Annotated in this window: 10 protein-coding genes and 3 pseudogenes; 8 read left to right on the forward strand and 5 right to left on the reverse strand. The window is 68.3% G+C overall.

The features are described 5' to 3' along the window. Nucleotides 1-91 precede the first annotated feature (91 nt). Nucleotides 92-679 carry a hypothetical protein gene (locus tag ABTZ94_RS31905; RefSeq protein ID WP_351206019.1) on the reverse strand — a complete coding sequence of 196 codons (588 nt, stop codon included), beginning with the start codon at nt 677-679 and terminating at the stop codon, nt 92-94. Nucleotides 680-1281: 602 nt separating this feature from the next. Here ABTZ94_RS31905 and ABTZ94_RS31910 point away from each other — a divergent pair. After that, nucleotides 1282-1965 carry a sigma factor gene (locus ABTZ94_RS31910; RefSeq protein WP_351206021.1) on the forward strand — a complete coding sequence of 228 codons (684 nt, stop codon included), beginning with the start codon at nt 1282-1284 and terminating at the stop codon, nt 1963-1965. Between the two features lie 178 nt (nt 1966-2143). Here the strand turns inward: ABTZ94_RS31910 and ABTZ94_RS31915 are convergent, their stop codons facing one another. From ABTZ94_RS31915 to abc-f, 3 genes are all read right to left on the reverse strand, one after another. Further along, complete coding sequence (locus ABTZ94_RS31915) at nt 2144-2707, reverse strand: CGNR zinc finger domain-containing protein (RefSeq protein ID WP_351206023.1); 564 nt, start codon at nt 2705-2707, stop codon at nt 2144-2146. Between the two features lie 131 nt (nt 2708-2838). Then, nucleotides 2839-4503: an ABC-F family ATP-binding cassette domain-containing protein gene (locus ABTZ94_RS31920; protein WP_351206025.1), complete on the reverse strand. Its 1665-nt coding sequence runs from the start codon at nt 4501-4503 to the stop codon at nt 2839-2841. A 79-nt stretch (nt 4504-4582) separates the two neighbouring features. Next, on the reverse strand, nt 4583-6217 hold the full coding sequence (gene abc-f, locus ABTZ94_RS31925) for a ribosomal protection-like ABC-F family protein (RefSeq protein ID WP_351206027.1): 1635 nt from the start codon (nt 6215-6217) through the stop codon (nt 4583-4585). Nucleotides 6218-6662: 445 nt separating this feature from the next. On the opposite strand from abc-f, the pseudogene ABTZ94_RS31930 reads away from it, so the two are divergent. The 7 genes and pseudogenes from ABTZ94_RS31930 to ABTZ94_RS31965 all read left to right on the forward strand — a co-directional run. Beyond that, nucleotides 6663-6983 (forward strand): annotated as a pseudogene (locus ABTZ94_RS31930) (cytochrome b/b6 domain-containing protein); the annotation flags it as partial. A gap of 336 nt (nt 6984-7319) precedes the next feature. Further along, complete coding sequence (locus ABTZ94_RS31935; protein WP_351206029.1) at nt 7320-7529, forward strand: hypothetical protein; 210 nt, start codon at nt 7320-7322, stop codon at nt 7527-7529. Nucleotides 7530-8534: 1005 nt separating this feature from the next. Next, nucleotides 8535-9413: a methyltransferase domain-containing protein gene (locus tag ABTZ94_RS31940; RefSeq protein ID WP_351206031.1), complete on the forward strand. Its 879-nt coding sequence runs from the start codon at nt 8535-8537 to the stop codon at nt 9411-9413. A 611-nt stretch (nt 9414-10024) separates the two neighbouring features. Further along, nucleotides 10025-10345: pseudogene (locus tag ABTZ94_RS31950) on the forward strand (cyclophane-forming radical SAM peptide maturase AmcB); the annotation flags it as partial. 175 nt (nt 10346-10520) lie between these two features. Continuing rightward, nucleotides 10521-10805, forward strand: a complete 285-nt coding sequence (locus tag ABTZ94_RS31955) for a radical SAM protein (RefSeq protein WP_351206035.1) — start codon at nt 10521-10523, stop codon at nt 10803-10805. Continuing rightward, complete coding sequence (locus ABTZ94_RS31960; protein ID WP_351206037.1) at nt 10783-10968, forward strand: hypothetical protein; 186 nt, start codon at nt 10783-10785, stop codon at nt 10966-10968. Before ABTZ94_RS31955 ends, ABTZ94_RS31960 begins: the two co-directional genes overlap by 23 nt. Nucleotides 10969-11466: 498 nt before the next feature. Continuing rightward, nucleotides 11467-11784, forward strand: a complete 318-nt coding sequence (locus tag ABTZ94_RS31965) for a nuclear transport factor 2 family protein (RefSeq protein ID WP_351206033.1) — start codon at nt 11467-11469, stop codon at nt 11782-11784. A 66-nt stretch (nt 11785-11850) separates the two neighbouring features. On the opposite strand, the pseudogene ABTZ94_RS31970 reads toward ABTZ94_RS31965, so the two are convergent. Next, a pseudogene (locus ABTZ94_RS31970) lies at nt 11851-12125 on the reverse strand (ATP-binding protein); the annotation flags it as partial.

Here is a 12125-nt window from a genome sequence, read left to right on the forward strand (position 1 = left end):
ACACCACGTGATCATTCCGGGGCCGTCGCCATGCCCGGAAGGCAGATCACGACCGTCACGCATCACGCATGATCAGCCACCCGACAGGCTCTTAGCCGGCGTCGGCTGCCGAGGCTGCCCTCTGTCCGCGGGCGGGCTTCACGACGGTGTACATGACCGACCGCTGCTGCTTGCGACGCTGGATGCGTCCCTTGGCGACCAGGGACTCGAGGGTGTTCCGCACCACCTGCGGTGTCGGATTGCGCCTCGGGTGCTTCTCCAGGAGTTCGTCCCGCATTTCCTTTGCCAGACGCGGTTCGTCATGGCCGGCAAGCAGATCCATCAGGAGGTCTCCGAGCAGAGGCTGGCGCGACTTCCCCTTCGCACCGCTCTTCGCCGTGGTCCCTGCAGGAGTTGTCTTGCTCGGCGTCGAACGCCGCGTAGTGGCTCCGGTTTCGCTGCGTCGCTTCGCTTTCGAGACCGCGGGCTCGTCCTGTGCCTGCTCCGGCAGGCGTGAGGCGTCCGCGAAACCTTCGTACCGCTCGGCGAGGTTGAGGATGTCCGCCAGAAGGGCCTCCTCCTGCTTCAGCACCGCGATCTTCTCAGTCAGCTCCTGCTGACGCCTGTGGTTCTCCTCCAGATCCGACGCGACTTGTTCCACGTACCGCGATCGGAGCGTGGCGGCTGATTGGCTGGTCACAACCGTTCACTCCCTCGATAAGGATGACGTTGCGCATGGTACCCACGCCGAGGGTCCCGTGCAGACGAGTGTCGACGTCGGATGGGTCGTCGAACATGTGCACTCTTCACCATAAGCACAAATGTGCCTCTGCATACAGGCGCTGGATCCGGTAGACATGGGTGTCACCGCGACGCGCGCATCATGTGCAAGCAGACCGTGCCACACATGTGACTGGGCCTCGTCGAACCTTCCGCTCAATTGCCCCGCGACTAACGCATGTTTTTCCCTCGAGGTGCCTTGCTGCGCAGCGAGTCAAGGCGGCTCGGCGCATGTGACATATGCCTCGCGCCTTCATACATGTTTGCGTGCTGCCACGTCGGGGAGCGGAGCGTGAAGCAGCAAACTGCCTGTTCAGAGAAGGTTCTCCAGCTCGGCCCGGACAGCGTCCGCGCACATGTGTTTGTCACACATGGACGCAGCACCGCGGCGACACAAATGCAACAGTTTTCCGGCACTCGCCGCTTCCTACAGTGCGAAGGCGGGGTTGCATCCGGCCTCCGATCGCCCCACGACGGAGAACCAGGATGGTTCAGAACGCTATGGCTACGCCCCTCACAGGTATGTCCCGATCCGATCTGCTCGCCACCATCATGTGGGAACACCGGGACGGTCTGGTCTCGTACGCCGAGAAGATGCTGGGTGACCGCGGACTCGCCGAGCACATCGCCCAGGAGACCACCATCCGGGCCTGGCGAAAGATCGACCGCCTGCTCACAATGGAGGGATCCGTCCGAGGCCGGCTCTTCACCGTGACCCGCCACCTGGTCATCGACTGGGTGCGCAAGCCCCACGCCCGAAGGGAAGTCGTCGGAGACAGCCACCACGACCCCGTGTCCGGCACTGACGGCACCGCGCCGGTGCACGACGCCCTCGTGGTCAGGCCGCTCCTGCGCCGGCTGTCTCCCGAACACCGCGCTGTGCTGGTGCACATATACCTGTGCGACCGCACCATCAAGGAAACCGCCGGCATCCTCGGAGTGCCGCCCGCACCGTCAAGAGTCGTCAGTACAACGCCCTGCGCAAGCTGCGCGCCGTCGTGGAACTTGAGGCGGCCTGGAACTCCTCACTCACGCGGCGCCCGCATGGTCCCGAGGATTGAGTGGCGCACTGTCGCGTCCATCTCGCCGCTGGCCTCCTGCATGACCGACCGTCGTGGATGCGCTGTCCGAGGTTTCCCGAAACGGTTCGCCGACTTGACCGATCGGTCGAGGAGGCCGACGCGCTCGATGAGCTTGAGAGCGTGATCGAGCGGATCACCGGGGCGGCGAGCTGGGGGTAGCGATGAAGGAGGGGGCATTCGCCACCTCCGGATCCGGGGCCTGTTGGCCGGATGCCTCGCAGTCGAGGGGCCGCGGGTGAGGCGGGGGCTGTTCCCCGTCGTCTCGGAGGAGGACGTTGTCAGGCGAGCCCGGGCCAGGCGGGTTATACGGTCATGGCGGGCGCGGTCTTCTTCCGCGCACGGTAGGCGGCGGCCTTGATCTTGTTGCCGCAGGACTCCATACCGCACCACTGGCGCCGCATGCCGCGGGAGCGGTCGATGTAGACCCGCGTGCACTCCGGGTTGCCGCACTCCTTCAGCAGGGGGACGTCCGGGCCGCAGAGCAATTCGACGGCCTGTCGAGCGACGGTCGCCAGCGCTTGTCCGGCGGTCGCCTCATTGTGCCGCCCGGCCACGGTGAGCTGCGGTGTCACGGGCGTCTGGCGCGCGGCGCCGTTGACCACGGCGAGTGCCTCGCGGTCGAACTCCTCGCCGAGGCGGCGGTTGGTGATGAGCCGGTAGATGGCCTCGCGACGCACGGTTGTCGCCTCCCGGATGTCTTCCTCATCGCCGGGCGTGATCGTGTCCACGAGTCCGGACTCGAGGTACCAGGCATTCAGCCGCTCCGGCGTCACGAACATCTCGAACCGGGTCGAGCGCCGCGCACGGAGGGTGGCCGCGAAGTCGAGGGCCGGGTGTCCGCATACGAAAACATGATCGAGGTTCACATCACCATTTTGACAGGTGACTGTCATGGAGCTCAAGAATCGTCACAGCTGCGGGCAGCGTTGCCTGGTGAAGCATGATGACGCGAAAGACTGGTTCGCGGCCGGAGGGCACCCAGCGTGACATGCCTGGGTCAGGGCTGGGAACAGGCCGCCGCTGCGTTCTCCCGCTGTCCGCGTCCTGGCGCCAGCCGGATCTCGCGGCCCTGCCACCGTCGACGCAGCCAGCGATCGTGGCTCGCGAGGACGATCGCGCCGGAGCCGGTCCCCAGGGCGGCCTCCAGCTCGTCGCACAGGCGCGGGGAGAGATGGTTGGTGGGCTCGTCGAGAAGCAGCAGCTGGGGCGGTCGGGCCACCAGGAGGGCCAGCGCGAGCCGTCGGCGCTGCCCGACGGACAGTCGGCCGACGGGTTTGTCCAAGTCCGCCGCGTGCATCAGACCGAGCGAGCTCAGCGGCACCTTCTCCGCCCGCGCCGGGCCCAGCGACAGCTCGTAGGTGTCACGGACCGTGCGGTCGGGCCTGTCGAAGACGGTGTCCTGGGCGAGCAGCCCCACCGTCAGGCGGCGCCGTCTGCGCACCTCGCCTTCGGCGGCGAGATGTCCGGCGAGCACGGCGAGCAGCGTCGACTTGCCTGCTCCGTTGCCGCCAGTGATCAGCAGCCGGTCGGTCGCCGACACCTCCAGAGTGTCCAGCGCGAGCCGACCGGGCACTCGTACGTCCCGAAGGGACACCAGGGGCTGCGGGCCTTCCTCCGCCCGCGCGGCCAGTGCCCCGGCCGCGAACCGCAGTGGGCGCGGTGGCTCGGCGACCTGGGAGCGCTCCAGCTCCTCCAGCCGCCGTGTGGCGTTGCGTACCCGGCGGGAGATCTGGTTCTGCACCCGGCCCGCCCGGTGGCCGTAGCCCATCTTCTCGTTGTCGCGCCGTCCGCGGTCCGGCGCGACCAGGTGCGCGGTCACGCCCGCCGCGCGGCACAGTTCCTCCAACTCCTCCTGCTCCTCGGCGTACCGACGTTCCCAGCGCTCCCGCTCGGCGCGCTTCTCGCTCAGGTAGGCGCTGTAGTTGCCGCCGTAGCGGACCGGGCCGTCCACCGCCGGGTCGAGGTCGACCAGGTCGGTGCAGACGGCGTCGAGGAACGCCCGGTCGTGGCTGGCGGCCACCACGGTTCCGGACAGGTTGCGGATCTGCTCCTCCAGGAAGGCGGCGGCGCCGTCGTCGAGATGGTTGGTCGGCTCGTCCAGCAGCAGCGCCGACGGCCGCCGGACGAGCAACGCGGCCAGGGCGAGCCGACCGCGCTGCCCTCCGGACAGCGAGCCGAGCGTGCGGTCGTGCCCGAGCGCGCCGAGACCCAGCCCGTGCAGCACCAGGGCCGCGCGGCGGTCGGCGTCCCAGGACTCCCGGTCCTGGGCCTGCTCAAGGCGCCTGCCGTAGGTGTCGAGGAGTTCCTGGTGGCCAGGGGCGTCCTCGGGGACACAGGCGAGTTCCACGCTGAGCCGTTCGAGCTGCGCGAGGTCGTCACGGGCCTCGCGCAGCGCCCCGTCCAGCACCGCGGCGATGGTCGAGTCGGCGTCGAAGGGCATCTCCTGGTGCAGGAAACCGAGGTCGCCGGGGCGCGAGACGCTTCCCGCGTCGGTTTCGTCCACGCCGGCCAGTACCCGCAGCAGGGTGGACTTGCCGACGCCATTCTCTCCGATCAGGCCGATGCGGTGGCCGGGGGAGGCGGTCAGGGAGACGCCGTCGAGGACACGTCGGCCGCCGAGGTTGCGGACGAGGTCATGGGCGAGCAGAGCGGGCTGGGACACAGGGATCCGTCCAACGTGATCGGTGGTCGGCCCGCCGGGCGCACGGCCTCGGACGCGGGCCACTTCACACGCCGCCGGCTCACACTGCGGGGGCTCCGGTCTCCTTGACCGCTCCGTCGGCCAGCCGCAGCCAGCGGTTCACTCCGATCTCGGCTAGGAACCGCTTGTCGTGGCTGACCACCATGAAGGCGCCCTGGTAGGAGTTGAGCGCGCTCTCCAGCTGGCCCGCGCTGACCAGGTCGAGGTTGTTGGTCGGCTCGTCGAGCAGGAGCAGATGGGGGGCCGGTTCGGCGCACAGCACGCAGGCCAGGGTGGCGCGCAGCCGCTCGCCGCCGGAGAGCACCCCGACCGGCAGGTGCGCCCGCGCGCCCCGGAAGAGGAAGCGGGCGAGCAGGTTCATCCGCTCCGCCTCGGGCCGCTCGGGGGCGAACGCGGCGAAGTTCTCCGCCACGGTGCGGTCCACGTCCAGCAGGTCCAGGCGCTGCGAGAGATAGGCGATCCGGCCGTCGTTGCGTTTGATCTCCCCGCTGTCCGGGGCGAGGTCGCCGGTGACCAGACGCAGCAGGGTGGTCTTGCCCGCGCCGTTGGGCCCGGTCAGCGCGATGCGCTCGGGGCCGCGGATGGTCAGGTCGATGCCGCCGTCGGCGAACACGTCCTTGCCGGCGTGGTGGACCTGCATCCCCTCACCGAGGAAGAGGTTGCGCCCCGCGGGCACCCGCGTGTCAGGCAGCTCCAGGGTGATGCGCTGTTCCTCGCGCAGCGCGCGTCCGGCATCGTCGAGCCGGGCCTTGGCCTCGCTGACCCGGGCCGCGTGCATCTGGCCGGCCCGGCCCGCGGACTCCTGCGCGCCGCGCTTCATGTTGCCGGCGAAGATGCGGGGCAGGCCGGCGTTCTTGAGGTTGCGGGCGGCATTGCTCGCGCGGCGCTCGGCGCGTTCGCGGGCCTGCTGCATCTCCCGCTTCTCCCGCTTCAGCTCCTGCTCGGCGTTGCGGATGTTCTTCTCGGCGACCTCCTGCTCGGCGCGCACGGCTTCCTCGTACTCGGTGAAGTTGCCGCCGTACAAGCGCAGTTCGTCGCTGCCGAGTTCGGCGATGCGCTCCATGCGGTCGAGCAGCGCGCGGTCGTGGCTGACCAGCAGCAGACAGCCGTTGAAGTCCGACAGCACGTCGTAGAGCTTGTGCCGGGCCTCCAGGTCGAGGTTGTTGGTCGGCTCGTCGAGCAGCAGCACATCGGGGCGCTTGAGCAACTGGGCGGCGAGGCCGAGGGAGACGACCTGGCCGCCACTGAGCGTGCTCAGGCTGCGGTCCAGGGCGAGGTCGGCCAGGCCGAGACGGTCGAGCTGGGCGCGGGTGCGCTCCTCGATGTCCCAGTCGTCGCCGATGGTGGTGAAGTGCTCCTCGCTCACGTCCCCGGACTCGACGGCGTCCAGGGCGCGGATCACCGCGGCGACGCCGAGCACCTCGGCGACCGTGAGGTTGCCGGCCAGGGGGAGGCTCTGCGGGAGATAGCCCAGCGTCCCACTGACCGACACCGAGCCGGTGGCGGGCTTGACTTCGCCGGCGATCAGCTTGAGCAGGGTGCTCTTGCCGGAGCCGTTGGGGGCGACCAGGCCCGTACGGCCGGGGGTCACGGCGAAGGACAGGTCGTTGAAGACCGGGGTGTCGTCAGGCCAGGTGAAGGAGAGGTTCGAGCAGACGATGGCGGCATCGGACATGGAGGCGACCTCGAAGGATTGAGGGCAGAGACAGACCTCTGCCCTGGGCAGTGTGGAAAAAGGGGTACGACGAACGGGCCACGCCGGCAGTGCTCCTTGAGCACCGTCCGGTGGCCGGTCAAATCCGGATCTCACCCGGAGATGTCGTCTTCACCCACCACGTCTGCGACTCCTCGATTGAACGGTCCAGGTCACTCGCAGCGTAGCAGGCGTCGCTCCCTGCCCGGCCCCGGCTGGGAGTCGGGGCCTCATACATGTGTATGCATCGGCATGTGTCGGGCGACAACCGAGCCTTCCACGGTCACCCCTCTCATCTTGTTGACAGCCCGAGGACACCCATGCCGACATCGTCACCAATTGAACAGGTGACGATGTCACGATGGCTCGACAGTGTTCATACGTGTGGGCTTGCCCGACCAGCCGCGGCCGGAGTGCGGCCGACGCTGGTCACAACGCGGGTCAGAAGCTCTACGCCGGGTGGATCGCAGGCTCCGTGCCGGTGATGATGTTCACCGGTCTGCTGATGCGGTTCATGGGGCTGCTGCCCTTCATCTCCCGCACCAGTGCGATCTTCGTCCACGACCTCCTGGCCTGGGCGGTCACCTTCGTGCTCCTCGGACGCATGCGCAAGGCGTTCGAGGATCCGGAGGCGAGGCTGGGAATGCGCACCGGGTATGTCGGTCGGTCCTGGGCGGAGCGGTGCCACTCCCGGTGGCTACGGGAGGAGAGCGGGGGAATCGGGACCGGAGAAGCGGACAAGGCGTGATGCGTCCCTCGAAGAGGGGCAAGCCCGGTCGGGGGCTTGCCGCTTCGTGCGCGAGTGCCTGTGCGACTGGGGCCGGCGGACCGTCGAATGACCTAACACGGCCTTTATGGAGCCCGGCCCGGGCTGGTGGGTGCGGACCGTCAACTGACTGTTGTTGCGGTGTGTGGCGCGCGGCCAGAGTGAGAGCGGATCGAGGGCGTACGGCCCATGCGGTCCCTCGATGCGACCCGCCTTCTTTCGTCACCTGTTCAATCGGTGATATAGCCTGCCACTCGCCCATGTGACGTGCACATGTGTCGCACCATCAGGTGCACACCTACTTCTTGGATGGGGAACATGAAACGACTTCTGACTGTCCTCGCGGCCGGTGTGCCGCTGGCCGCTGCGACGGCGGCGCGGCACGCGTGCTACGGCAGGCTCACCGAGCGCATCCGCTTCGATGACATGACCGAAGAGGCGGAGGCCGGGCAGAGCGGCGGGGAGAACGGCTCGTGCAACCCCGAAGGCTCGTGGAAGTACTACTCGTGCCTGGCTCTCGACCTGTAGAACCGAACGGGAAGAGACCGCGCTTCTCGAGCAGTTCGAGGCGGACGTCGGCTACGCCGGTCTCAATCAACGGCTCGTGTCGCTCCTCGGCCTCTCCGACCTGCTGAATCGCAGCCACCGAGGCGCCCTGCGCGTCGCGGTGGCTACGCAAAGCGGCCCGCCTCCTTACCGTCTCCTGGCGTCCACTGCGGCGCCTCACCTTTGACAGCCACTCCTCGTGCTTCCGGTGGACGACAGTATTCAGGGGCAACACACCCGCCGACATATGTCTCGCTGCTTCCACGTCAATGGCCACACGTGTGAAACGTATGTGTCATGTGAAGCAGTGGCACTCAGATGCACTCGGGTTGTCGTCATCTCGGCGATCGGGGGTATGGCCGTTCGAGGACTCCGGGCCGCCCCTGGAGCCGTGCGAGGCGCTCGGCGGGTGCCTGAGGATGCTGGGGGTGCCCAGGAACGACCTGGTACACCTACACGCCGAAACCGATCCCCAGCCAGCCGACCAAGCATCGCTGCGTGGGCGGTCCAGACGGCCGGACAGATGCCGCACGAGCCTGTGCTGTGAGGTCACGAGTGATGCGCCTGGTGTCTGCATGCTCGTCAGCCGCTCCCAGCCGCGGGGCTCTGGCAGAGCGGCGTGCCCACGCAGCGGCCTGGGCCTCGCACCGCCCCTCACCGGTCGCTCGGATCGTCACTCGCCTGACCGAGGCCGGACTGCACGCCAGCGGTGGCAAGGTCGCAGACGCGCGTGGGGCAGGTACCCGGCGCCATCATCACCCCGCACGTCCGGATCGGCCGCGCCCGTCACCATTGGCCGCAACATCGCGGCGGCGAACCGGGCCGCGTTCCTAGCCGTTGTGGTGCGGGGGCGCACCGCGGTGCGCCGAGCTCCGCCCCACGCGCCCTTCCCCACAGGTTCACCGGCCCCGCACGCTGAAGGACGCACGGCGGAAAGGAGCCGGGCGCGGCGTACCGGCCCGGACCGGTCCGCGCAGAGAGGACGTCATGGAACAGGTAGCGGATCAGGGGCCTTCCGTGCAAGAGGTCGGAGCGTGGTACGATCTCTTGGGGGGTCTGTACAGCCTGACGATGGGCGACAGCATGCACCTGGGCATGTGGGACGACGGGGTGCGCCCGAAGCCCGGGCGGACGCTGTTGGCGGACGAGGCGTGGCAGGAGTTGACAGAGGCGCAGGACCGGTGGACCGACGAACTGATCGACGAGCTCACCCTCGGGCCCGGGCAACGGGCGCTGGACGTGGGCTGCGGCACCGGACGGCCCACGGTGCGTCTGGCCGACGTCTCCGGCGGGCATGTCGTCGGTATCACCGCCAGCAGCGCCCAGGTCGAGCAGGCCCGTGCCCGCGCCGACCGCGCCGGCGTCGCCGACCGCACCGAGTTCCTGCAGGCCGACGCGATGAACCTGCCGTTCGAGGACGCGTCGTTCGACGCCGTGTGGGCGATCGAGTCGTTCGCGCACTTCGCCAACCGCCCCCGCGCTCTGCACGAGGCCAGGCGCGTCCTGCGCCCCGGTGGCCGGCTCGTCCTCGCGGACTGCTTCGAACACGTCCCGTTCACCGACCAGGACGTGGCGCTGTTCCGCGCAGGCTTCGCGCTCGCTCGCCTACCCGGCTCTCTCGACGACTACCCGGCCCTCGCCCGGCAGGCCGGCTTCACCATCGACCGCGTACGTGACAGGACCGGCGATTTCACACCCACCTACGACCTGATCCCCCAGATCTTCGCAGCACGTCGCCAGCAGGTCGAGGAACTCCTGGGCACCGACATCGCCACGCAACTGGACTCGGCCTATCCGCTGATCCTCGGTCTGTGCCGGGACAAAATGGGCTACGTCATGGTTCGTGCCGGCAAACCTGCCCCGTGATCACCACGCTCGCCGCCCACCTGTCCTGGCGGCAGACCATACATCCTGCTCGCTCTGGTCCTAACCGTCGTCACCGCCCCCGCGCACCCACTTGCTTTCAACGCCCCTTGGCCCGGCGTCTCTCCGGCATCCGTCGCCGGACAGGCCCTCGGCCGTACCCTGTACGCCACCCTCGCCCGCCACACTGCCATCCGGGCGCGCACTACCGTGCCGATCGCTCTCGGCGGCCCCACCACGGCCGTGCTCGCGCTGACCCCAGCCCGTACATGCTGCTCGTCGTCCTGTCGGTGACGGCCGGGATGGTCCGCGGCAACTTCACCCTGCTACGGGCCACCGCGATCACCAACCGGTGGGGCGCCGCCCGCTACCGATGACTGTCCGGCCTCCAGACCGCGCCCACGACAACTGTGTCCGCCTTCGCTCCGTACGCCGGTGCCGCCCTTACCGCGCCGCTGGGCGGATACCCACAGCTTCTTGGGGCGGGGCCTGCTGACGCGAGCGGTGTGCGGGCGGACGAGGCACGGCCGGCGGAGGTACCGTCGGTGGTGCTGATACAGCCGACGACGCTGTGCAATCTCAACTGCTCCTACTGCTATCTACCGGACCGAAAGGTGTCGCGGCGCATGAGCGTGGGGGTCGCCCAGGCGGTGGCGACCGGGGTCCGGGAATGGGCCGGGAAGCACCCGGCAGCGGTGGTGTGGCACCGCGGTGAGCCGCTTACCATGGGCCCGGCGTATTTCCGTTCTCTGATGGCACCGTTCGGGCCGGGCGACGGCCACGCGGTGACGCATGCGGTGCAGACCAACGCCACGCTCATCGACGAGGCGTGGTGCGAGGTGTTCTCAACGGTCCCGGTCCGGGCGGCGGTGAGTGTCGACGGCCCGGGTGAGGCGAACGCCGCACGGGCGGACTGGGCGGGACACCCGAGTCTGGAGCGGGTCGTGAGCGCGATCGGGATGCTGCGCCGGGCCGGGATCGATTTCAACGTGATCGCGGTGGTGGCCGACGTGGCTCCGGGGGCGGCCACCGCTCTGTACCGGTTCGCCTGTGAGCTGGGCCGCGACAGCCTGGGGGTGAACCTGGCCGAGAAGAAGGGCGTGTACGGGGGTGGACAGGAGCCGGAGGGCAGGGTCGTCGGGTTCTGTCCTGGACACCCCGCTCGCCGTCCTGGCGGCCCGCGCGCACGAAGTGCCCTGGGTCGCCGAAGCCCTCGCGGGCGTGACCAGCTGCCGCAAGAACTGCGATCACTTCGCTTACCGCCGCGGCGGCCAGGCGGCCAACAAGTACTTCGAGACCGGCTGCCTGGACAGTACCGAGACCACGTACTGCCGTACCAGCAAGATCAACCTGATGGAAGGAATTCTGCGTCATGCCGAACGTGCCTGTGTCTGACAAGGCCATGGAGAGCACCGTCCCGCTCGCCGAGCGGATCGAAGCCTGTAGGGGTCCGCTCTCCCGGGCCGCGGCTCAGGCCGGTGAACGCCACGAGACCGCCGCCATCTTCGGCTGGGATTACGGCGTGCCCGGCTTCGACAAGACCGGCGGAGCTGTCTGAACCGACTCCACCACGGTGGTGCCGCCTCCGCAGGAGAGCTGGTGGCGCGGCCTATCTGGTTCATCGCCTGCGTACGCGACGCATGCGAGCGCGGGGATGGGCCTTGGACACTGGCCCGAAGTTCAGCCGATCGATATCTCCTTCACGTGGCTGTCATTACTTTCCTGGTGCGCCCGCGTGTCGCACACTTTGTGTTTGTTTCAGTTGGCCACTGAGCGCCTGGTTGGCCAATTGAGCATGCCCATCCCGTGACATGAGCCGACTGTGGCCGCAGCGCCGACTGGCTTCGTTCACGTCCAGCGCCAGCACTTATGCACGGGTTCCGGAGGCAGTTGGTGATCAACCCCGCCACAAATGTTGACGAGAAACGACGTCATTTTCCGGTGTCACTGCTCGCGTTGCGTGAACTATTCACTATGACGTGACGAGGAACGTCCGTAGGGTTCGCGCATGGCAGACGAGAGTGAGCGGGACGTTCAAGCGGCCATTGAGGCGGAGATGCGGCTTCTCGACCCTGACGTGCGTGCTGCGCCGACCCTGGTCTCGGAGCTCCTGGACCCGGAGTTCCTCGAGATCGGAGCGTCGGGGCGGCGCTGGGACGCGACGTCGATTCTCACGGTGACAAGTGACGGTTCGGTGGTCCCCGAAGCTCCGGTCAAGGTCAGCGAGATGTCAGGGGCAGTGCTTGCTCCCGGCATCGTTCATCTGACGTACTTCGCTGACCACAACGGGCGCCGAGCATGGCGGAGCTCCGTGTGGCGTCTGACGGAAGTGGGCTGGCGCATGTACTTCCACCAGGGCACTTTGACGAACTGAGCGGTCGGTGGCCGCCGAGGCTGAGCCATTAATGTCAGCTGGCCTTGACGGGTTCCTCCGCGCGCGCCGGGTGCTGGCGGGGCGGTAGGAGTCGGTGCCGGTCTCGATGATGGTGCCGTTGAAGGTCAGGAGGTCGACGATGGCCGCGCAGAGGCGGGGGTCCGTGAACGTCTTGGTCCACCCGCCGAAGGATTCGTTGGAGGCGATGGCGACGCTGTTCTTCTCCTCGCGCTCGCTCAGGACCTGGAAGAGGAGTTCGGCGCCGTGGCGGTCCAGTTCCATCCCCCTCTTCGGAGGGAATCCCCGCCTTCGGGCGGGGAGGGAATCCGATCCTGAACCCT

Source organism: Streptomyces sp. NPDC002785, from assembly GCF_040295565.1.
Taxonomy (GTDB): Bacteria; Actinomycetota; Actinomycetes; order Streptomycetales; family Streptomycetaceae; genus Streptomyces.

Coding starts and splice junctions, on each gene's coding strand:
- ABTZ94_RS31940 (WP_351206031.1), top strand. CDS start 8,535: ATGGAACAGGTAGCGGATCAGGGGCCTTCCGTGCAAGAGGTCGGAGCG.
- ABTZ94_RS31960 (WP_351206037.1), top strand. CDS start 10,783: ATGCCGAACGTGCCTGTGTCTGACAAGGCCATGGAGAGCACCGTCCCG.
- ABTZ94_RS31965 (WP_351206033.1), top strand. CDS start 11,467: ATGCGGCTTCTCGACCCTGACGTGCGTGCTGCGCCGACCCTGGTCTCG.
- ABTZ94_RS31910 (WP_351206021.1), top strand. CDS start 1,282: ATGTCCCGATCCGATCTGCTCGCCACCATCATGTGGGAACACCGGGAC.
- abc-f (WP_351206027.1), bottom strand. CDS start 6,217: ATGTCCGATGCCGCCATCGTCTGCTCGAACCTCTCCTTCACCTGGCCT.
- ABTZ94_RS31935 (WP_351206029.1), top strand. CDS start 7,320: ATGAAACGACTTCTGACTGTCCTCGCGGCCGGTGTGCCGCTGGCCGCT.